This window comes from Arthrobacter sp. S39 (genome assembly GCF_004320525.1).
Taxonomy (GTDB): Bacteria; Actinomycetota; Actinomycetes; order Actinomycetales; family Micrococcaceae; genus Arthrobacter.
The window spans coordinates 223,744-243,630 of record NZ_SIHX01000006.1 but is presented as its reverse complement, the minus strand read 5'-3'; the positions used below and the strand labels follow the sequence as shown (position 1 = coordinate 243,630).

Annotated in this window: 19 protein-coding genes and 1 pseudogene; 10 read left to right on the top strand and 10 right to left on the bottom strand. The window is 66.8% G+C overall.

The features are described from left to right. Positions 1-104 precede the first annotated feature (104 nt). Both EYS21_RS14195 and EYS21_RS14190 read left to right on the top strand, forming a co-directional pair. Positions 105-1,633, top strand: a pseudogene (locus EYS21_RS14195) (cytosine permease). A 41-nt stretch (positions 1,634-1,674) separates the two neighbouring features. Then, positions 1,675-2,631 (top strand): polysaccharide deacetylase, encoded by a 957-nt coding sequence (locus tag EYS21_RS14190; RefSeq protein WP_131133844.1) that lies wholly within the window; start codon positions 1,675-1,677, stop codon positions 2,629-2,631. 100 nt (positions 2,632-2,731) lie between these two features. Here the strand turns inward: EYS21_RS14190 and EYS21_RS14185 are convergent, their stop codons facing one another. Next, on the bottom strand, positions 2,732-3,505 hold the full coding sequence (locus EYS21_RS14185) for an oxygenase MpaB family protein (RefSeq protein WP_131133843.1): 774 nt from the start codon (positions 3,503-3,505) through the stop codon (positions 2,732-2,734). Between the two features lie 208 nt (positions 3,506-3,713). Between EYS21_RS14185 and EYS21_RS14180 the strand changes: the two genes are divergently transcribed. The 5 genes from EYS21_RS14180 (at position 3,714) to EYS21_RS14160 (ending at position 8,543) form a co-directional block, all read left to right on the top strand. Further along, complete coding sequence (locus EYS21_RS14180) at positions 3,714-5,795, top strand: penicillin acylase family protein (RefSeq protein ID WP_131133842.1); 2,082 nt, start codon at positions 3,714-3,716, stop codon at positions 5,793-5,795. After that, on the top strand, positions 5,782-6,375 hold the full coding sequence (locus EYS21_RS14175) for a GNAT family N-acetyltransferase (RefSeq protein WP_131133841.1): 594 nt from the start codon (positions 5,782-5,784) through the stop codon (positions 6,373-6,375). Before EYS21_RS14180 ends, EYS21_RS14175 begins: the two co-directional genes overlap by 14 nt. A gap of 5 nt (positions 6,376-6,380) precedes the next feature. Further along, positions 6,381-6,686, top strand: a complete 306-nt coding sequence (locus EYS21_RS14170) for a hypothetical protein (RefSeq protein WP_131133840.1) — start codon at positions 6,381-6,383, stop codon at positions 6,684-6,686. 90 nt (positions 6,687-6,776) lie between these two features. Further along, positions 6,777-7,868: a type I restriction endonuclease gene (locus EYS21_RS14165; RefSeq protein ID WP_131133839.1), complete on the top strand. Its 1,092-nt coding sequence runs from the start codon at positions 6,777-6,779 to the stop codon at positions 7,866-7,868. A 102-nt stretch (positions 7,869-7,970) separates the two neighbouring features. Then, positions 7,971-8,543, top strand: a complete 573-nt coding sequence (locus EYS21_RS14160) for an MOSC domain-containing protein (protein ID WP_131133838.1) — start codon at positions 7,971-7,973, stop codon at positions 8,541-8,543. Positions 8,544-8,658: 115 nt separating this feature from the next. Here the strand turns inward: EYS21_RS14160 and EYS21_RS14155 are convergent, their stop codons facing one another. Beyond that, positions 8,659-9,438, bottom strand: a complete 780-nt coding sequence (locus tag EYS21_RS14155; protein WP_131133837.1) for an SDR family NAD(P)-dependent oxidoreductase — start codon at positions 9,436-9,438, stop codon at positions 8,659-8,661. Positions 9,439-9,520: 82 nt separating this feature from the next. On the opposite strand from EYS21_RS14155, the gene EYS21_RS14150 reads away from it, so the two are divergent. Next, on the top strand, positions 9,521-10,129 hold the full coding sequence (locus EYS21_RS14150) for a TetR/AcrR family transcriptional regulator (RefSeq protein ID WP_131133836.1): 609 nt from the start codon (positions 9,521-9,523) through the stop codon (positions 10,127-10,129). Positions 10,130-10,226: 97 nt separating this feature from the next. Here EYS21_RS14150 and EYS21_RS14145 read toward each other — a convergent pair whose 3' ends face one another. The 5 genes from EYS21_RS14145 to EYS21_RS14125 all read right to left on the bottom strand — a co-directional run bounded on the left by EYS21_RS14145 (position 10,227) and on the right by EYS21_RS14125 (position 14,823). Next, entirely contained in the window at positions 10,227-10,472 is a 246-nt protein-coding gene (locus EYS21_RS14145; RefSeq protein ID WP_131133835.1) for a hypothetical protein, read from the bottom strand. Between the two features lie 14 nt (positions 10,473-10,486). Next, positions 10,487-11,290 carry a putative hydro-lyase gene (locus tag EYS21_RS14140; protein WP_207307775.1) on the bottom strand — a complete coding sequence of 268 codons (804 nt, stop codon included), beginning with the start codon at positions 11,288-11,290 and terminating at the stop codon, positions 10,487-10,489. Beyond that, entirely contained in the window at positions 11,287-12,642 is a 1,356-nt protein-coding gene (locus tag EYS21_RS14135) for an MFS transporter (protein WP_131133834.1), read from the bottom strand. Before EYS21_RS14135 ends, EYS21_RS14140 begins: the two co-directional genes overlap by 4 nt. Positions 12,643-12,956: 314 nt before the next feature. After that, positions 12,957-13,679 carry a GntR family transcriptional regulator gene (locus EYS21_RS14130; RefSeq protein WP_131133833.1) on the bottom strand — a complete coding sequence of 241 codons (723 nt, stop codon included), beginning with the start codon at positions 13,677-13,679 and terminating at the stop codon, positions 12,957-12,959. A gap of 70 nt (positions 13,680-13,749) precedes the next feature. Next, positions 13,750-14,823, bottom strand: coding sequence for a response regulator (locus tag EYS21_RS14125; protein ID WP_242633440.1), 1,074 nt, complete (start codon positions 14,821-14,823; stop codon positions 13,750-13,752). 301 nt (positions 14,824-15,124) lie between these two features. On the opposite strand from EYS21_RS14125, the gene EYS21_RS14120 reads away from it, so the two are divergent. Both EYS21_RS14120 and EYS21_RS14115 read left to right on the top strand, forming a co-directional pair. After that, positions 15,125-15,730 (top strand): TetR/AcrR family transcriptional regulator, encoded by a 606-nt coding sequence (locus tag EYS21_RS14120; RefSeq protein ID WP_131133832.1) that lies wholly within the window; start codon positions 15,125-15,127, stop codon positions 15,728-15,730. Next, positions 15,727-16,758 carry an EamA family transporter gene (locus EYS21_RS14115; RefSeq protein ID WP_242633431.1) on the top strand — a complete coding sequence of 344 codons (1,032 nt, stop codon included), beginning with the start codon at positions 15,727-15,729 and terminating at the stop codon, positions 16,756-16,758. Before EYS21_RS14120 ends, EYS21_RS14115 begins: the two co-directional genes overlap by 4 nt. Before the next feature lie 152 nt (positions 16,759-16,910). Here the strand turns inward: EYS21_RS14115 and EYS21_RS14110 are convergent, their stop codons facing one another. The 3 genes from EYS21_RS14110 to EYS21_RS14100 all read right to left on the bottom strand — a co-directional run bounded on the left by EYS21_RS14110 (position 16,911) and on the right by EYS21_RS14100 (position 19,846). Further along, positions 16,911-17,978, bottom strand: coding sequence for an L-idonate 5-dehydrogenase (locus tag EYS21_RS14110; RefSeq protein WP_131133831.1), 1,068 nt, complete (start codon positions 17,976-17,978; stop codon positions 16,911-16,913). Then, entirely contained in the window at positions 17,978-18,748 is a 771-nt protein-coding gene (locus tag EYS21_RS14105) for an SDR family oxidoreductase (protein ID WP_131133830.1), read from the bottom strand. The genes EYS21_RS14110 and EYS21_RS14105 overlap by 1 nt, the downstream gene beginning before the upstream one ends. A gap of 156 nt (positions 18,749-18,904) precedes the next feature. Then, complete coding sequence (locus EYS21_RS14100) at positions 18,905-19,846, bottom strand: 2-hydroxyacid dehydrogenase (protein ID WP_131133829.1); 942 nt, start codon at positions 19,844-19,846, stop codon at positions 18,905-18,907. Positions 19,847-19,887 lie beyond the last annotated feature (41 nt).

The following is a 19,887-nucleotide window of genomic DNA, read 5'->3' as shown; positions in this document are numbered from 1 at the left end:
CCGTCGTATAAATGGCTTTACCTCACGACAGATTGTAGATGGTGCATGTGGGGTAGGCCACATAATCTTGAAGAATCCCCATCCCCCTCAACGAAGAGGCCCCCATGCAGCAACCCTCAACCGCAGGCGCCGGGCAGTCGGCTCCCCTCGAAGACGTCGAAGCCTGGCTCCAGCCCATCCCGGAATCCCAGCGCACCCATAAGGTCTCGGGCCAGTTCTGGATCTGGGCAGGCGCCAACCTGGCCCCGATCAACTGGTACTGGGCGCCCTCGGAATCCACTTGGGGCTGGGCTTCGCGGACACCGTTACGGTGCTGGTGCTGGGCAACCTGATCGGAATGCTTTTGTTCGGCTGCTTTGTCCTCCTTGGCCAAAAGACCGGCGCCACCGGTATGGTCCTGGCCCGCGCAGCCTTCGGCCGGCGCGGCAACTACCTCCCGGCAGCCATCCAGGCGCTCTTGGTGATCGGATGGTGCGCGGTCAACACGTGGATCATCCTGGACCTGGTCATGGCCCTCTTCGGCACCCTCGGCTGGGTGGACCCCACAGCCCAGAACTACGCCTGGAAAATCGGCGTCGCCACCACTATCATGGCCGCCCAAGTAGCCATCGCCTGGTTCGGCTACAAAGCCATCGCCGCCTTCGAAAAGTGGACCGTTCCTCCCACCATCATCATCCTGGCGGTGATGTCCGCAGTTGCCTGGTTCGGCATGAAGATCAACTGGTCCTACGCCGGCCCGGCAGGAAACATCCTCGAAGGCTCGGAGCGGATCGCTGCCATGAGCGCCGTGATGACGGCCATCGGCATCGGCTGGGGCATCACCTGGTTCACCTACGCGGCCGACTACTCCAGGTTCGTGAGTACGGAAGTCCCCAAGAAAAAGGTCTACCTGGCCTCCGTCCTCGGACAGTTCATCCCCGTCGTCTGGCTCGGCATCCTCGGCGCCAGCCTGGCCACCAACAGCGGCGAAATCGACCCCGGAAAACTCATCGTCCAGAACTTCGGCGTCCTGGCACTGCCCGTCCTCCTGATGGTGCTGCACGGCCCCATCGCCACCAACATCCTCAACATCTACACCTTCTCCGTCGCCACGCAGTCGCTGGACATCACCATCAGCCGCCGCAAGCTCAACCTGTTCGTCGGCGTCTTCTCCCTTGCCGCCGTCGTCTTCTTCATCTTCCAGGAGGACTTCGCAGCGGTCCTCGACGCCTGGCTCATCGGGCTCGTCGCCTGGGTCGCAGCCTGGGGCGGCGTCATGCTGGTCCACTACTTCTGGATCGAGAAGCGCTGGCCCGGCAACCCGGCACGGCTCTTCGACGCCGTCGGCACCAAGCGCCTCCCGGGCGTCAACTGGGCAGGGGTCATCTCCCTCCTGGTCGGCATCTTCGCCACCTGGCTGTTTATGTACGGACTTGTTCCCGCAATGCAGGGCCCCATCGCCGTGGCCCTGGGCGGATGGGACCTGTCATGGCTCGCCGGCGGAGTGGCCAGCGCCGCGACGTACGCAGTCCTGGGACCCAAGGTCCACCGCAAATACCTGGACAGCGCACTGAACGTCCCCGCCAGCCGCACAGCCACCGAACCCGGCCTGGCCGGCGTCGGAGGCCCGCAGTCCGCACCGGCCGAACTCTGAGCCCGAACCCCGCCTGAACTCCGACTCATAGGACCCATAAAATGAACCACCTCGCCTTCCCGGACGAAGCCCACCCGATCGCCTGGCCCGGCGGCAGGCAGGCAGCAGCGTCCTTCACCTTCGACGTCGACGCCGAATCCTGCACCATCGCCCACGATCCCCAGAGCACCCGCAGGATGTCCCTGATGACCCACCAGTCGTACGGGCCGAAGGTGGCCGTTCCCCGGCTGCTGCAGATTCTGAACCGGCAGGACATCCGGGCCACGTTCTTCGTCCCGGGCTTCACGGCCGAGTGCTACCCGGACACGGTCCGACGGATCGTGGACGCCGGGCATGAGGTGGCCCACCATGGCTACCTGCACGAGCACATGCAGGGTATCGACGCCGACACGGAGGCCCGCTACCTCGACCGCGGACTGGCGGCACTCGCCAAGGCCGCCGGGGTGGAGCCCGTGGGCTACCGGGCACCGTGGTGGGAGCTGAACTGGCAGTCGGCGGCCCTCCTCGCGGACCGCGGATTCCTCTACGATTCAAGCCTGCTCGACGGCGATGCCCCCTACCGTTTCAGCGTCGCCCCGGGCGACAGCCGGGACATCGTGGAAATCCCCGTCGACTGGGCCCTGGACGACTGGGAGCAGTACGCCTTCTACCCCGGCGTCACCGGCAGCGGGGTCATTGAGAGCCCGGCCAAGGTCCTCGAAATGTGGACCCTCGAAGCGGAGGCACACCATGCAGCCGGCAGCTGCTTTGTGCTGACCAACCACCCGTTCATCTCCGGCCGGCCATCCAAGGCCGTGGCTTTGGAGAAGCTGATTGAACGCGTGAAAGCAATGGACGGGATGTGGGTCACCACCATGGAGGAGATCGCCGAGCACACCCGCCGGACCGTGACCGAAGTCCACGAACACGCCCGGATCGAGGTGCCCTCTTTCCCGGATACGGGAGCGGCCTTCACTCCGGCGATGGTCCGAGAATCGAAGCCCACTCCTGCCCCCTAAGAATCATTTGGCGCGAACGTACACTTGAGGCCCCAATTTTCAAGAGGGCCCCAAGTGTACGTTCGCGCTTAATTGCAAGAGTGCGGGCCGGCTGCTGCAGCTACGCGGTGTCCAACTGCCCCAGGCAGTAGTTCTTGAACCAATGCCGGATCCTTTGCGGCAGCCGCGGATAAACCACAGCGGTGCACCGCATGGTGAGGTCGAACCGGCGCCCGTGGCCTGAGCTCCAGGCCAGCCCAAAGTCCTGGCGGAGGTGGTCGGGAAGGAAGCCCGCGGTAACGAACCGGGCGAACGGCATGACAGCGCGGTACCAGAGCGGGCCGGTCCGCGGATGGAGCAGGCCGTGGGCGATCCGCACGGCGGCGTCGTCGGCCCGGAGTGACTCTATGCGGCTGTCCCAATAAGCGCGGAACGCCGCGCGGTCCGCCGGCCACAGCTCCGCCGGGAGCTGCAGGGCCGTCCCCAGCTTCGCGTAGTCGCGGTACATCTGGTCGGCTGACTCCTGATCGAGCGGTCCATAAACACGCTCGAAGACGGTGACGGCCGTGTCATAGAGTGTGGCCACCACCCACAGCTGCGATTCCGCGTCAAAGGCGTTGTACCCCTTGGAGCTTTCATCCGGAGCCCGCCGGACCGGCGCATGGGCCCGGTTCACCCGGCGGCGGACGGCTGCCACCTGCCCGTCCGTGCCGTAGACGATGGCATAGACGTAGGTGAGGGTGCCGCGCAGCCGGTCCAGCGGACGCTCCGTGAAGCGGCTGTGCTCTGCCACCCCGTGACCCACGGCCGGGTTCGCGATCTGCAGCAAAATGGCGCGGCCTGCCCCGGCGAGCAGAATGCCTTCTGCGCCTATGTCGGCAAGTCCCGGAACCATGCGCACAAATCTACCGGAGACAGCCAAAACCGGGCACTGCGGAAGCGGACGACGACGGCTCCCGCCGTCGTGCGTTTCCGTTTTCTGACGCAACATTTTGGCGAACCCGGCGCATCACCCTATTCTTTTGGTTAGCTAAGCCTTACCTAACCACCGGAGATCCACGTGCCCCCTCGCTGCAGCCTCCCCCTGCGACAATTCCGCGCCCATGCCGTCTGAGATCTTCCGGGATCCCTGGGGCATCCCGCACCTGCGGGCCGGCTCCCCCGACGATTTGTCCTTCCTCCAGGGCTATAACGCGGCAACGGACCGCTCCTGGCAGATCGAGATGGAACGCTGGCGCTCGGAAGGCCGGACCGCGGAGCATCTGGGCGCGGACGGGCTGGACTGGGACCGATTCGCCCGGCGCGTGCGGCTGGACGACACCGCCCGCCGGTGCTTCGAAAACCTGGATGCCGACAGCCGGCGCTGGTGCGCCTCCTATGTGGACGGTGTGAATCGCGCCCTGGAATCCGGCCGCCGGGACGCCCACGAGTTCCGCGCAACAGAGACCGCGCCCGCCGCCTGGGAGCCCTGGACGCCGCTCGGCGTTTTCCTGGTCCACCACATTCTCTTCGGCACGTTCCCGAACAAGCTCTGGCGCGAACACGTGGCCGCGACGCTCGGCGAGGACGCCGTGAGCCTGTTCAGCATCGAGGCCCCGGTATGGGCCGGCAGCAACGCGTGGGCCGCCGCGGGAAACCTGACTGCGTCCGGCTCCCCACTCATCGCCGGTGATCCGCACCGCCTGATGGAACTTCCGGGCGTCTACCAGCAGGTGCGGCTGGCGTGCCCGGAGTTCGACGCCGTCGGGCTGGCTTTCCCGGGCGTCCCCGGGGTCCAGCACTTCGGCCATACGGGGTCAGTCGCGTGGGCGGTCACCAACGCCATGGCCGATTACCAGGATCTGTTCCGCGAACGGCTGCGGGATGACGACGGCGTGATGGCGGCTTTGGGGCCGAACGGCTGGGAGCCGGTCCACGCGCACCATCAGGAAAAGATCCTGGTCCGCGGCGCCGCGGCGGAGACCGTGGAGGTCATCGAAACGGCCCGCGGTCCGGTCATTGCGGGAGGGGCCGACGGCGGCGCGCTGAGTCTGCGGACGCCGGCCCGGGCCGCAGGTTCGCTGGGTTTCGAGGCCCTCCTGCCGCTCCTGCGGAGCCGTTCCGCGGGGGATGTTGAAGCGGCGCTGGACGCGTGGGTGGAGCCGGTGAACTGCGTTCTGGTTGCCGATTCCAGCGGGGATGTCCGCCAGCTGGTCGCGGGGAAGGTGCCGGTCCGGAGCCGGCAGAACCGGGTCCGGCCCGTCCCGGGATGGTCGGCGGAGCACGAGTGGACGGGAGGGTGGGAGAAACTGCCACGGGCCCATGTGCCCGCGCTCGCCGTGAATGCCAACGACCGCGGCTCCGGCGGCGGGGACCAGCTGGGGCTCGAGTTCGCCCCGGCCCACCGGGCCCGGCGGATCCGGCACCTGCTGGAGGATCACGGGCCGGGACTGGACGCGGATGCCGTGCAGCGGATACACGTGGACACGCACCTCGGCTCCTGGCCGGCGCTCCGCAAGCTGCTGCAGGAACCCGTTGCGCTGTCTTCTGCGGCAGGTGACCTCCGGAAACGGCTGCTGTTGTGGGACGGCCACATGGATGGGGTCAGCGGCGACGCAGGCGCGTTCGCAGCCTGGCGGTCTGCGTTGGTCCTGGCGCTGGCGCGCACACCCACACTGCTGCCCCTGGCCGCACCGCACGGCCACTCCCCTCTGTTCGGACCCTGGCTCTATGCCGCGTCGCGGGTGGGCTTCGCCCTCGAGACGCTGATCGCGGACGGTCCCGCGGCCGGCATCGACGTCGCCGGGGCCGCACGCGAGGCGCTGGAGGAGGTGGCCATGGCGGCACCCGCGGAAACCTGGGGATCCAGCCACACGGTCCTTCCGCTGCATGCCCTGGACGATCACGGACCCCGCGGATTGGCGCCCACCGTCGCGGTCACCGGCCTGTCCGGCGACACCGGCTGCGTCCTGTCCACCGAGAGCCTGCCCGGCGTGACCGACAGGTCGTTCCGCGGACCCGTGGCGCGCTACGTCTGGGACCTGCGGGACAGGGCCGCAAGCCGCTGGATCGTGCCTTTCGGCGCCTCGGGAAATCCCGACGACGCACACTTTGCCAGCCAGCTGCCCCTCTGGGCTGCCGGCGACCTCATTCCCGTCATCACTGACTGGGAGCAGCTGACCAAGGAGAACCATGACCCACGCTGACACCGCCGCTCCGCTCTCCGCCCGGGACGCCGTCTACACAGAGGACCTGCCCGGACTGGGCCAGCTGCGGCTCATTCCACTTGCCCCGGAAAGCGACGCCGACCTGCTCCACGGCTGGGTCCGGGAGGACCGGGCCAGGTTCTGGGGCATGCAGTCCATGAGCCGGGACGAAGTCCGGGACATCTACCTGTTCGTGGACAGCCTGGACACCCATCACGCCTACCTGATGTCCCTTGACGACGAGCCCGCGGGACTGTTCCAGACGTATGAGCCGCTGCAGGATCCGGTGTCCGACGCCTACCCGGCCCGCCCCGAAGATACCGGGATGCACCTGCTGCTGGCTCCGGCCACACGACCGGTCCGGGACTTCACCGCCACGCTCTTGACGGGCCTGGTCCGGTTCCTGCTGTCCAACCCCGCCAACGACCGCGTGGTCGCGGAGCCGGATGCCCGGAACAGCAAAGCGATCGGGCGCTTCGTGGGCTTCGGTTTCGAGGCCGGCGCCAGGGTGCAGCTGGCCGAGAAGGAAGCGCAGCTGGTCTTCCTCACCCGCGAACGTTTCGAGTCCCGGAAGGGGTAGCGCCGATGCAGGCCATTCTTTTCCCCACAGCGCACAACAGTGACTATCTGTACGGGCTGGCCAGCCATATCTGGATGGGCGACGGCCTGTTTCCCTCCGCCCACAACCGCCGGGACGCCTACGCCCTGCCGGCCTTCGACATTAACGGCCAGTGGGTCTACCCGTCGCGGTACAACTCGTATCTGTCACCGCAGCTTCCGGTCTATGTCCTCGGGGACGAGTACCTCGTTTCCACCGGACACGGCCTGGAGGAGCCGGGGTTGCCGCTCTTCGAGATCCGCTGCATGTGCCTGCCGCAGCTCGGGGACTAAATCGCCCGAACGTACACTTGCGGCCCTTCTCTGAATTGTCATTGTGCTGCGCTACGGTTAGCTGCATCATCAATTCTTCAAGGGGGAAGAATGGAATTTGCAGAAAAACTCTCCGCGTTGGCCGCAAAAGTCCGCCAGCAGCGAGATGCGATCCAAACCGAAGAGGCAACCAAGAATGCCTTTGTCATGCCCTTTATTTCTACGATCCTCGGTTATGACGTGTTCAATCCGATGGAGGTCGTCCCGGAGTTCATAGCTGACGTTGGCCTTAAGAAGGGCGAAAAGATCGACTACGCCATCGTCAAAGACGGCGAAGTGCAGATCCTGATCGAATGCAAGAAGTCCACAGAGCCAGTGAAAATCGAGCACGCTTCCCAGCTGTTCCGCTACTTCGCCGTGACGAATGCGAGAATCGCAATTCTCACCAACGGCGAGGTCTATCAGTTCTTTACCGACCTCGATGCACCGAACCGCATGGATGCCAAGCCGTTCCTGGTCCTGGATCTCACCGACATCGATGAGACGCTCATCCCGGAGCTGCAGAAATTATCGAAGGACGTCTTTGATCTTGAATCAATCATCAATGCGGCCGGTGAACTGAAGTACATCGGGGAATTGAAGCGGACTCTCGCTGCCCAGTTCAAGGAGCCGGAAGATGAGTGGATCAAATTCCTGACCGGCCGGGTTTATCAGGGCGCATATACACAGAAAGTGCGTGAGCAGTTCACCGCACTGGTAAGCAAGGCGTCCAAGCAGTTCCTGAATGACCAGGTCAACGAGCGGCTGAAGAAAGCCCTGGGCGCTCCGAGCTTCCCGCAGAACGAAGACATCACCGTCGCCGCCGCTGTCACCAGTGCCCCTGTCGCCGAGGCAGATCTTGCTGAAGCTGACAGTCTCGAAACAACTTTGGAGGAAATCGAGGGCTACCAGATCGTCCGGGCCATTGTCTGCAGCGAGGTCAAGCCGGCCCGCGTGGTGCAGCGGGATGCCAAGTCCTACTTCGCTGTGCTGCTGGACGACAACAACCGCAAGCCGATCGCGCGCCTGCATTTCAACCGGACTCAGAAGTACATCGGGATCTTCGACGACAACAAGGAAGAAACCCGGGTTCCCATCACCTCACTTGAGGAAATCTACGAGCACACCGAAGCCCTCCGGGCGAGCGTCAAGAGCTACCTTTAGTAATCCTCGACGCAGAGCGGACGACGGCGGGATGTCCCGCCGTCGTCTGTCTGCGTTCGCCCGAACTGTCGCGTGCACTCCGCCGCACGATAGTTTTGTGCCATGACGGCAAGCTACCGGTACGACGTGGAGGTCCTGCACCTGCTGGTGTCTCCGGCGCACGCCTACTTTGGACGGGCCCGCGAGGGGGCGGCTGATGTGCCCACCACTGACGCGGAACGGGTTGAGCTGGTGGCCGGCAAAGGGATCGTGGGCGACCGGTTCTTCGGCAAGGCGGCGCACATGGACGCCGCCGTCACCGTGATGGCCGTGGAAGCGCTGGAATCGATCGCCGCCGAACTGGGGGCTGAACCCTTTGACCCGCTGCTGACACGGCGCAACGTGATTCTGCGGGGAGCCGACCTGCCTCCCCTGCTCGGCGGCGACTTCGCTATTGAATCAAACGGCGAAATCGCCCGGTTCAAGGCCGGCCGGCCCGCGCACCCCTGCGCGTGGATGGACGAGATGCTCGCCCCCGGCGCCCATAAGGCGATGCGCGGACGTGGCGGCATTCGCTGCCAGGTCCTCTCGGACGGTGTCCTTCACCGCGGTCCCGCCGTGCTGGTCAGTCCCGTGCCCCTGGACCCGGACCGGGCCGGCGCCGCCACGCTGCTCAGGGCTTCCCGCCTGCCCTAGCAGCCCGGTGAGTCGGCCTCAGGGCAGCTAGTCAAGAATTCAGGCAAACGCACGACGACGGGACGTCCCGCCGTCGTGCGCTTGCACTCTGTGCCGCTCCTGCGGCGCCCCTCCCCTACAGCGCCGACCAGCCGCCGTCGGACGCCAGGATGGCGCCGTTCAGGTTGGTACCGTCGTCGCTGAGCAGGAACGTGATCGAGGCGGCAAGCTGCGCCGCAGATGCGGGCGTGGGGATGTTCGCCTGCATCAGCGGTCCCAGCCGCTCGGCGGCCATCTGGGAGCCGAAGTTGGCCACGATGCCGGTGATCGTGGGGCCCGGTGCCACGGCGTTGAACCGCAGCCCCTTCGGCCCGTAGATCACGGCGGAGTTCTTGGTCAGGCCAACGACGGCGTGCTTGGACGCCGTGTACGCGGCGCCGGCAGCCGAGCCGCGGATCCCTGCCTCGGACGAAATGTTGACGACGGAGCCCGTTCCGGCCTCCAGCATCAGCGGCACCACGGCGCGGGTGAGGCGCATCAGCGCGGTGACGTTGATCCTGAAGACGCGGTCCCAGAGGTCGTCGTCGACCTCGTGGATGGGCGCGAAGTTATCCATGATGCCGGCGACGTTCGCCAGCGCATCGACCCGTCCGCCCGCGGCTGTGAGCACGGCGGCCACGGTTTCCTCGGTAGAGATGTCGCCGGCCACCGGGACCAGGTCCAGGCCGGCGTTTTCGGCCACGAGGTCGTCCAGGCGTTCCTTGCTGATGTCGGCGGCGATGACCTTGCCACCCTCCCTGGCGATGCGCAGGGCGGTGGCCTGGCCGATGCCCGATCCCGCGCCGGTGACGATGACCGTTTTTCCTGTAAAACGGCCGTTGGTGATGGTTTCCTGCCACGTGGCTTCGTTGCCCATGATGTCCTTCCAGACGTGTGAGGGTTGATGCCCACCAGCTTATGACACTCTGTGTCATTATGTAAGGGTGAATACTGGTGGGATGCCAACCGACGCCCCGAAAACCGCAGTCCGCCCCTCCGGACGGCCGGTGAGCATCGACCCCGATGCCGTGGCTGCCCTGGCGCTGCACCTCTTCGCCGAGCACGGGTATGAGCAGACCTCCATGGAGGACATCGCCCGCGAAGCGGGGATCGGCCGCAAGAGCCTCTACCGCCATTTCGCCAGCAAGGCCGACCTCGTCTGGGGCGGCACCGGCCCCGTGATCGAGGCGTCGCAGCATGTGCTGGAGTCGCCGCCTTCCAGAGACAGGGCTGACGGCGACGTCCTGGCCGGCGTACGCGCGGCAGTTATTGCGGGTGTTGCGGTCCTGCCGGATCTGGCGGTGACGCGCGGCAGGCTGCGGCTGATCGCCGAACACCCGGAACTGATGAGCAGAAGCTACGAATCCCTCGGCGCCCAGCGCGAACGGACACTGTCCTACCTCACGCTGCGCGGTGTGCCCGAACAGGCCGCCCGCTACCTCTGCGCCGCACTGATCGGGGCGACGTTCGAGGCCTGGATCCAGTGGGCCGTGGGGACCGATCCGGATCCGGTGCCGTACCTGATTGCTGCGACGGGCGTGCTGCGGCTGCCGCCAACGGAAAACTGAGCGCCTCCGGCGGCCAGGTCTTCGCGTCCTGCGTCACGCAAAACGGAAGCGGACGACGCCGGGAGGTCCCGTCGTCGTCCGCTTGCCTTTTCTGCCGCTACAGTCTGTGGTGCTCCGGGGCTGCCCACCGGACACCCCCGGCGCTGGCTTTGGTTGCCGGCGGCCCGGCGTAGGTCCAGACGCACGGCCGGCCGGAATCGCTGGGGAGGAGCTGGCCTTCGGCCAGCGAGATGCTCGCTCCCGCCGGGCTCTTCCACACGCCGCTCAGTTCGCAGTGCGCGCCGGTGGCCTGCTGCCGCGGCACCGACAGGTTGATGACGCGGCGTGCCCGTTTCTCTGCCACGGGGATCCTCTTCTTCACGATGCCGCCCCCGCCGGTTCCCGGTAGCTGCTTTCGGGGACATCGGTGATGAACATGTACCCGGGGGCGTGGCTGATGGCGAAGGCGGGCCTGGAGGCCATCACTGCGCTCTGCGGTGTCACGCCGCAGGCCCAGAAAACCGGCACTTCCCCATCCTTGATCTCCACGGCGTCCCCAAAATCGGGGCGGTTGATGTCGGCGATGCCAAGGTCTTCCGGCGATCCGACGTGCACCGGGCTGCCGTGGACCTTCGGCACTTCCGACGTCACCCGGATGGCGGTGTCCACCAGCTCGGGCAGCATCGGCCGCATGGAAACCACCATGGTGCCGTGGATCCGGCCGGCCGGCGTGCACTCCACCGTGGTGCGGTACATGGGCACGTTGCGGCCGGTTTCGATGTGACGCAGCGGGATCCCCGCACTGGCAAGTGCCGCTTCGAAGGTGAAGCTGCAGCCGATGAGAACGCCCACCATGTCGTCACGCCAGACAGAGGCGACGTCGGTGACCTCCTCGGCCAGTTCACCGTCCACCCACACCCGGTAGGCGGGGATGTCCGTGCGGATGTCCGATCCGGCGGCGAGGGAACTTTCGTACTGTCCCGCCGGGATAATGTCGATGATCGGGCAGGCCTTGGGGTTGAGCCGGCAGAACTCGATGAACTCGTCGGCGTAGTCCGCCGTGACTGCGATCAGGTTGGCCTGGGTGTAGCCGTCGCTCCAGCCGGAGGTGGGGGTGGCCAGGCCGCCCCGGAACTGCAGGCGGGCGTCGGCGGGGGCCAGGTGGGCGTGTGGCTGGCTCACTTGGACTCCACAAGTTCAGCTGAGGACTGCAGGTACTCCTCGTCCTCGGCAACGTTGGAGTCGCGGCCCAAGGCCAGGCCCACCAGGGTCAGGAGGCAGGCGACGCTGAGGTAGATGGCCACCGGGACCCAGCTGTCATAGGTGCTCAGCAGGAGGGTGAACATGAATGGAGCGATAGCGCCGCCGATGATTCCGGCGAACGTGTAGGCCAGTGAGCTGCCGGTGGAGCGGAGTCGCGGCGAGAACTGCTCGACGACGAACGCTGCCTGGGGTCCGTACATAAACGAGTGGCAGAGCAGGCCCAGCACGATGCCCACAATCAGCATGACCGGGGACCGTCCTTCGAGGACGATGAAGAACAGGTAGGCCCAGACGGCGGCGCCCACTGCGGCGATCCCGTAGACCAGGCGGCGGTTGATGCGGTCGGAGATGGCTCCGGCGAGCGGCATGGTGAAGAGCTGGAGGGCTGACCCGATCAGGACGGCGACGAGAACCTGGCCGCGGTCGAAGCCGAGCTCCTGGATGCCGTAGGTGAGGGTGAAGACGGTGCACATCGCGTAGAGGACGTCCGGGCCGATGCGGCTGAGCATGGCGGCGATGAGCGGGCGGCGCTGGGTGGCGAGGACTTCACGGATGGGGGCTTTGGGCTTGTCGCCGCGGGCTTCCATGGCCTTGAAGATGGGGGTGTCTTCGAGCTTGAGGCGGATCCAGAGGCCGAAGGCCACCAGCAGTGCGGAGATCAGGAAGGCGATGCGCCAGCCGAAGCTCAGGAAGTCTTCTTCGGACAGGCTCAGGGTGAGGATGGCAAGTGCGCCGTTGGCCATGAGGTTGCCGGCGGGCGGGCCGATTTGTGCGGCGGAGGCCCAGAATCCGCGCTTGTTCGGGTCGCCGAATTCGCTGGAGAGCAGGACCGCGCCGCCCCATTCGCCGCCGACGCCGACGCCCTGGGCGAAGCGGAGGAAGACCAGGATGGCGGGGGCGATGACGCCGATGTTGTCATATGTGGGCAGCAGGCCAATGAGGAAGGTGGCCACGCCGATCAGCATCAGCGTGATGACCAGGATCTTCTTGCGGCCGATCTCGTCCCCGAGCCGGCCGAAGATGATGCCGCCGACGGGACGGGAGATGTAACCCACGGCGTAGGTGGAGAACGCCAGCAGGGTTCCGGTCACCGGGTCCGAGGCCGGGAAGAAGATGAGCGGGAAGACGATCGCCGCCGCGGCGGAGTAGACGGCGAAGTCGTAGAACTCCAGCGCGGTTCCGGTCAGGCTGGCCGCGAATGCCTTGTACATGTCCTTGCGCCCCACTTGGGGCTTCGGGTCTACGGGGGCCATTGCTTGGGGAGTGGCCATTTGTATCCTCCATGAAGAGAGTGGATGTCATCCGCTGCGCGGACGTGCTGGGTGCCCGGCGTGTCCGGGCTTGCGGCGTCGCAAGTCGGGCAGAGGAGCGGATAGGCGGCTGCCGGTGGTGCGGAAGTCGTAACTGCGATAATCGTTGGATTGTTGAACAATCTCCTTGTTGAACAATTTACGCGACGTAGATCACATCGTCAAGGGCTGATTCGAATTGGATTCCTTAATGGCCCGGTTTCCGGGCACGGCAAAAAGGAGCCCCCCGGCGGGAGGCTCCTTTTTGTCTTAGGATTTCAGGGTGGCTGCGTGGGCTACTTCGACGTCGCAGACCCGGCCGCGTGAACAGCGGCCTGGTGCTCTTCGGACCGGTTGAGGTAGTCGGTCAGGCGCTCGGCGGCGAGCTCCGCGTCGCCTGCTTCGAGGGCCTGGCAGATCTGGTCGTTGTCCGCCAGCCAGTGCCGGTAGAAGCCGCCGTCAACCGATGCCTTGTGGAAGAAGAGCCGCATCTCGGCCAGCACCTGCGACATGATGGTGTTCAGCCGCTCGCTGTCCGCCAGGGCCACCAGGGCTCCGTGGAAATGCTGGTTGGCGCTGCCGAGGCCTTCATTGTCCCCGGCGGCGGCCGCCTTTTTTCCTTCTTCCACGGCTGCCCGCACCGCGGCGATGCGTTCGGGGGTGCCGCCGCCGCGGACTGCACTCACCTCGATGGCTCGCCTGACGGTGTAGACGTCGTGGATGTCCTTGGCGCCGAGGCTGGCCACGAAGACGCCGCGGTTGGGTTCGCGGACGAGGAGGCGTTCACTGACCAGTTCGGCGAAGGCTTCGCGGACGGTGTTGCGGGAGACGCCGAGTTCCTCGGAGAGGGCCTCTTCCTTGAGCTTCGCTCCGGGCTGGAGGTCACCCTCTGCGATCTGCAGCCGCAGTTCCGAGGCGACCCGGGTTGCCACCGACGGCACAGCCACGCGCAGCCTGGCTCCTCCACCCGGGAGTGCACGGAGGGAGTCAGGCTGGGCATTGGGATTCAGGGTGGCCATATCCCGAATTTACACGAATGCCCCACAATCCTTTTGTTGGATTGTTCCCTACGACTGCTGCAGCATCACACTAGGGCGCACCGAGGTGAATGCTGACGATCGTCCCGCCGCTCAGGCTCGGGGAGATCTCCAGGCGCCCACCGTGGGCGGCAGCGATCCTGGCACACGTGGCCAGGCCCAGCCCTGTTCCGGCTGGATCTCCGTCCCGGTGCAGGCGGACCAGGGGTTCCATCACCCGCCGCCGGTCGCCTGCGCTGATTCCCTTGCCGTTGTCTTCCACGAGCACCACGGCACCGGCGCCGGCCGGCTGCCCGGTGATCCGGATAACCGGGGCCACCCCTGGGCGACGGTAAGCCACCGCGTTCTGGATCAGGTTCTGCAGTGCCACCCGCATCTGGCTTTCATCAGCTTCGAAAATGAGATCCTCGCAGTGGACCACCGCGCCGGCCTCCCGCAGCCCCAGGCTCAGGTCATCAGTAACGTCCTTCACCAGGCCGGCCAGCGACAGCCTGGCCCGGGCCATTGAACCGCCAATGGAAGCGAACGCAAGCAATTCCTCCACCATGGACAGCATCCTCCCGGCACTCTTGCCCACGATATGCAGATACTCGGCGGCCTCTTCCGGAGCTGACTCCCCGTCCATCTCACCCAGCTCGACATAGCCAAGAATGGAGGTCAGCGGATTGCGGAGGTCATGGCTGACACGGCCGGTGAATTCCGCCAGCCTCTCATTGCTGTCCCGGGCTTCACCGAGGGCATCGGCCAGCGCGCCGTGAAGTGTGGTGACCCGCCGGGCGGCCAGCAGCCGCGTATGCAGGACGAAGGGATCCAACGGTTTGCTGACGTAGTCGTCAGCCCCGGCCTTCATCCCTTCCAGCACGTCTTTTTGGGCGCCGTGCGAGGTCAGCAGCACAACATACGTGTAGGAGCTGGTCTCGGCGGCCCGGATCGCCCGGCACAGGTCAAACCCGTCGAGTCCCGGCATCATCAGGTCACTGACCACCACCTGGGGACGGTGCTCCTGGTAAAGCCGCCACGCAGTGTCGCCGTCCGCTGCCACAATGCACTCATGCCCGGACTTTTCGACGGCGGCCTTCGCCACGAGGCGGGACCCTTCGTCGTCGTCGACCACCAGCACGGTCATGGCAGCCGCGGAGTCGTCCACCCGTCCTGAAATCGTTGCGGTGTCGCCATCGGGGCTGAACAACGATCTCCGCTCACCCCATGCCGAATCATTCGCCATTAGACCCTCCCGCCATAACTATCACGATGCCCACCCACCATCGGTCAGCCGGATTGCCGCCCAAGGAACAGGCTAGCCGGGATCGACCCGGATGCACCCGGGGATCGCCCGCCAGCTTCGGCGGCCCGGCCCCGGGCACTTGCGGCCGTGGAACAAGTAGGTAGACTGGTCTACCTACAACCAACCCGATCAGGACCGGCCCATGACAGCGAAGCACACTGCACCAACAGACCGCGCTCCCCGGCGGCCTGCCCGCGACGCGCTCCTCGAGGCGGCCGCCAGGCGCTTCTATGCCTTCGGCCTGACGGGGACCGGCATCGACACCATCACCGCCGAGGCCGGTGTGGCCAAGAAGAGCCTCTACAACAACTTCGCCTCGAAGGCCGATCTGGTGACCGCCTACCTGTACGCCCGCCACGAGGAGTGGCTGGGGCTGTACCGGGCACGGTTGGAGAAGGCAATGAACCCCAAGGACCGCGTCCTGGCGGTTTTTGATGCCTACGCGGACCACGCCGATCTGGCCTACGAGCACGGTTTCCGCGGCTGCGGCCTGCTCAACGCCGCGGCCGAACTCCCCGCCGGGGATCCCGGACGGGACGTGGTCCGGCGGCACAAGGAGGAAGTGGAGGCGCTGCTGGCCGAGCACTTGGCCGGGCTCCTGCCGGACTCAGCCGGGCAGTCCGAGGCCATGGCCAGGCACCTGGCGTTCCTTCTTGAAGGCTCCATGGTCCGTGCCGGCCTCGAAGGCGACGACAACTGCGTCCGGGAAGCCCGCGCCATCGCGGCCACCCTGATCGGCACACTGTGAAGCCGGGCGGCTTCCAGGGAGCCACGTGGGGTGCGCTGTTTGTGCTCGCCGCGTCCGTCCTGTGGGGCACCACCGGCACGGCGGCCACCTTCGCCCCGGACGTGAGTCCGCTGGCCATCGGAGCGGTGGCCATGGGATTCGGCGGCCTGCTGCAGGCCGCGATAGCCGCCCGCCCGATGCTGGCGTTCGGCGGTTCCCTGCGCCGGCAATGGCGCACGGTGGCCTTGGGGTCGCTGGCCGTAGCCCTGTACCCGCTCGCCTTCTATTCCTCCATGCACCTGGCCGGAGTGGCGGTGGGGACCGTCGTCTCCATCGGGTCGGCACCCCTGGCTTCCGCCGTCGTCGAACGCGTGGTGGACAAACGGCGGTTTACCCGCCGGTGGGCGGTCGGTGCGTTGCTCGGCGTCAGCGGCGCAGTACTGCTGTGCCTCGCGGAAGCAGGCCACCCGGACCAGGCAGCAGGCGCGGAATGGTCGACGCCGGCCGGTATCGTTCTGGGGCTGCTGGCCGGACTGACCTACGCCCTTTACTCGTGGGCCGCCCACCGCCTGATCAACACCGGCGTCCCATCACGGGCGGTGATGGGCGCCGTCTTCGGGATCGGCGGCCTGCTGCTGATGCCCGTCCTGGCGGCCACCGGCGCACCTTTCCTCGCGTCCTGGCAAAACTTTTCGGTGGGCGCATACATGGCGATCGTCCCCATGTTCGCTGGCTACGTCCTGTTCGGCTGGGGCCTGGCCCGCGTCCGCGCCAGCACAGCCACCACCCTGTCGCTCGCGGAAACAGTGGTGGCTGCCGTGCTCGCCGTGATCGTAGTGGGTGAACGCCTGCCCGCCCTCGCCTGGGCCGGAGCTGCGCTGGTCGCCGGCAGCCTGTTTGTCCTGACACTGCCCGCCCGACGGCGGCAGCGGCCAGCTGCCGATGCTCCGGACGTGCCGGGACGTCAGTCGCGCAAGGTCACGTCCGCGGCCGCTGCCGGCAGCGTCTCCGAAGCCCCGGCAGGCTCTTCCGGCGGCTCGGGTTTGTAGACCCAGGCCACCAGCGCCCTCAAACCACGCGCGAGCTGGCAGATAATGCGCTCAAAACCCGGTTTTGAGGGTGTTAGCTGCCAGTTCGCGCGTGCTAGGAGGCTGTGGGGTCTCATGTGTACGTTCGCGCCGATGGACGCGGGCCCCGGGTCTCAGCTTGGCGGGGTGAAGCTGAGGAGTACTTTGCCGGATTCCGCGGAGTTGCGGGCAACGCCGAAGGCTTCGAGGGCGTCTTCCACGGGGTAGTCGTGGGTGATGACGGGGCCGATGTGCAGGGTGCCGTCGGCGAGGGCGGCGATGACGTCGTCGATCTCGTCATTGAACCGGAACGAGCCCTTAAGGTCCAGTTCCCGGGAGATGGCCAGGGAGATCAGGACCGGCTGCGGTCCGGTGGGCAGCAGGCCCACCATGACCACGGTCCCGCCGCGGGCGGCGCCCTGGATGGCGGAGGCGAGTCCGTGGTGGCTGCCGGAGGATTCAATCACGACGTCGGCCTGCACCGCCGCGATCGCCTCCACATCACCGGCCTGCAGGACCGCGTCGGCCCCGACGGCCTGCGCGATCTCCAGCGGTTTGGGGTGCATGTCGACGGCGGTGATCCGGGCCGCGCCGGCCCGCTTTAGGACCGCGACGGTCAGCGCCCCGATGGGTCCGGACCCGATCACCAGTGCGGTCTTCCCGGCCACGTCCCCGGCCCGGGCGACGGCGTGCCAGGCCACGGACGCGGGTTCGATCAAAGCCGCGGTCCGCAGGTCAAGGGTCTCCGGGAGTGCCCGGAGCATCCGTGCCGGCAGGTTCACGTACCGGCTGAACGCGCCGTCCGTGTGCGGGTAGCGGGCCGCGGACCCCAGGTAGGTGCAGCCAGGTGAGAGGTTGGGCCGGTCCGCCGGATAGCGGATGTCCCCGGCGGCGGGGCCGGGGGTGGCCGGGTGCACTGCGACCGGGGTTCCCGCGGCCGGGCCGGTGCCGTCCGCGGCGGCGCGGACCACCACACCGGAAATCTCATGCCCGAGAACGAGCGGGGCCTTCAGGATCGACTCCCCCGCCGCGCCATGCAGCCAGTAATGCAGGTCCGAACCGCAGATCCCGCCATACCGGACCTCGACGACGGCCTGGTCCGGAGCAGGCGCCGCCAGCGGCACCTCGTCGATGCGCAGGTCCCCCTTCGCGTGCGCCACCACCGCCAAACCCGACACCGGGAGTGTTGTGTTCGCGGGCATCAGACCACCACCGTCATTCCGCCGTCGATGAAGATCGTCTGCCCGTTGACGAAGTCCGAGCCGGCCGAGGCCAGCCACACCGCGGGCCCGGCGAGGTCCTGCACCGTGCCCCACCGGTGCGCCGGCGTCCGCCCCAGGATCCAGGAATTGAACTGCTCATCATCGACCAGGTTCTGCGTCATCTCGGTGTGGATGTAGCCCGGCGCGATCCCGTTGATCTGCAACCCCGAGGCCGCCCACTCGGCGGTCATGGCGCGGGTCAGGTTCCGCAGCCCGCCCTTCGCCGCAACATACGGGGCGATCGTCGGGCGGGCCAGATCGGTCTGGACCGAACAGATGTTGATGATCTTCCCCCTGCCCCGGGGGATCATGTGCCGGGCAGCCTCCCGGCCCACCAGGAACGCGCTGGTCAGGTCCGTGGAGATGACGCGCTCCCAATCCTTCACGTCCAGGTCAAGCATCGGCACCCGGTGCTGGATCCCGGCATTGTTCACCAGGATCTCCAGCGGCCCCACGTTTTCTTCCACCCACGCAACACCCCGCGCCGACTCAGCATCGGAGGTGACATCAAAGGCGATGCTGTGCACCCGGCCCGGCGCGTACTCCGCAGCCATCGCCGCCGCCGCGTCCTTGAGCCGCCCGGCATTGATACCGTTCAGCACCACCGTCGCACCGGCGTCGGCCAACGCCCGCGCCAAAGCGTTACCAATCCCCCGACTCGACCCGGTCAGCAGGGCAACCCGCCCCGTCAAATCAAAAAGTGAATTCATAAAAAGAGCAGCTCCTTCGCCGCGGTCTGCGCGGTAATGCGCGGATGGTTCGGTTGTTCGTTTTGGCGCGAACGTACACTTGGGGCCCTTCCGCGAGGGCCCCAAGTGTACGTTCGCGCCGTTGCGAGGGCCCCAAGTGTACGTTCGCGCTGGGTGCTAGAAGGGGCCGTTCTGCACCAGGTTGGCCGGGGCTTTGCCAGCGGCCAGGGCCTCGAGCTGCTTCCGCAGGAGCTTCAGGATCCTGGGCTGGAAGGCCGACGCGTTGCCGCCCACGTGCGGGGTGATCAGGGCGTTCGGGGTGGACCACAGCGGGTGGTCCTGCGGCAGCGGTTCAGGGTCGACGACGTCGAGCGCGCACTGCAGGCGGCCGGACAGGACTTCCTTGGTCAGGGCAGCTGTGTCCACCACGGAGCCGCGGCCCACGTTCACCACCAGTGCGTTGTCCGGCAGGGCGGCGAGGACCTCTTCGCCGATCAAATGGTGGGTGTTCTCATTCAGCGGCAGCACCGAAATGAGGATGTCGTGCGTGGCGGCAAGGGCAGCCAGCTCGGACGAGGCATGCACCTCGCCGTGTTCGTCGGTCCGGGCCGAAGTCCCGACGCGAGTGACGGTGACCTCAAAAGGCTCCAGGCGGCGGGCAATCTCATGCCCGATCCCGCCGACGCCCAGCAGCAGCACGCGCCTGTCCGCCAGGGACTGGCGCCGTTCCGGCCGCCAGAGGCCGTGCTCCGAATCGCGGACTGCCTGGTCGATGCCGCGCAGCTTCGCCAGGATCAGCCCCACGGCCAGTTCCGCAGTGGCGGCAGCGTGGACGCCCGAGGCGCTGGCCACGCCGGCCCCCGGTCCGGCAGCCTCAACCACCCCGTCGTACCCGGTCGACTGGGTCTGGACGTACTTCAGGGCCGGGACCCGGGCGAGCGAGCCCAGCACGGCGGAGGCGTCGATGTACGGGAGGATGACGCCGTCGATCTCACTGAGCGTCCCGCCGTCGGGCTCCGATTTCAGGTCCCACACCACCCCCCGCAGCCCTTCGGGGAGGGGCGAGAGATCGGCGAGGAGCTGCCGGTCGGGGAAGCTGACGGTGCGGACTGTTTGCATCGAAGAACCTAACGATTTCCTGGAGTAAAGGGGGCGGGGCG

Bases quoted from the DNA above. Each gene is read 5' to 3' on its own strand.
- EYS21_RS14100 (WP_131133829.1), bottom strand. From the start codon at position 19,846: ATGCAAACAGTCCGCACCGTCAGCTTCCCCGACCGGCAGCTCCTCGCC.
- EYS21_RS14175 (WP_131133841.1), top strand. From the start codon at position 5,782: ATGACCCACGCTGACACCGCCGCTCCGCTCTCCGCCCGGGACGCCGTC.
- EYS21_RS14165 (WP_131133839.1), top strand. From the start codon at position 6,777: ATGGAATTTGCAGAAAAACTCTCCGCGTTGGCCGCAAAAGTCCGCCAG.
- EYS21_RS14105 (WP_131133830.1), bottom strand. From the start codon at position 18,748: ATGAATTCACTTTTTGATTTGACGGGGCGGGTTGCCCTGCTGACCGGG.
- EYS21_RS14120 (WP_131133832.1), top strand. From the start codon at position 15,125: ATGACAGCGAAGCACACTGCACCAACAGACCGCGCTCCCCGGCGGCCT.
- EYS21_RS14170 (WP_131133840.1), top strand. From the start codon at position 6,381: ATGCAGGCCATTCTTTTCCCCACAGCGCACAACAGTGACTATCTGTAC.
- EYS21_RS14160 (WP_131133838.1), top strand. From the start codon at position 7,971: ATGACGGCAAGCTACCGGTACGACGTGGAGGTCCTGCACCTGCTGGTG.
- EYS21_RS14110 (WP_131133831.1), bottom strand. From the start codon at position 17,978: ATGCCCGCGAACACAACACTCCCGGTGTCGGGTTTGGCGGTGGTGGCG.
- EYS21_RS14150 (WP_131133836.1), top strand. From the start codon at position 9,521: ATGCCAACCGACGCCCCGAAAACCGCAGTCCGCCCCTCCGGACGGCCG.
- EYS21_RS14190 (WP_131133844.1), top strand. From the start codon at position 1,675: ATGAACCACCTCGCCTTCCCGGACGAAGCCCACCCGATCGCCTGGCCC.
- EYS21_RS14185 (WP_131133843.1), bottom strand. From the start codon at position 3,505: ATGGTTCCGGGACTTGCCGACATAGGCGCAGAAGGCATTCTGCTCGCC.
- EYS21_RS14130 (WP_131133833.1), bottom strand. From the start codon at position 13,679: ATGGCCACCCTGAATCCCAATGCCCAGCCTGACTCCCTCCGTGCACTC.
- EYS21_RS14155 (WP_131133837.1), bottom strand. From the start codon at position 9,438: ATGGGCAACGAAGCCACGTGGCAGGAAACCATCACCAACGGCCGTTTT.
- EYS21_RS14135 (WP_131133834.1), bottom strand. From the start codon at position 12,642: ATGGCCACTCCCCAAGCAATGGCCCCCGTAGACCCGAAGCCCCAAGTG.
- EYS21_RS14180 (WP_131133842.1), top strand. From the start codon at position 3,714: ATGCCGTCTGAGATCTTCCGGGATCCCTGGGGCATCCCGCACCTGCGG.
- EYS21_RS14125 (WP_242633440.1), bottom strand. From the start codon at position 14,823: ATGACCGTGCTGGTGGTCGACGACGACGAAGGGTCCCGCCTCGTGGCG.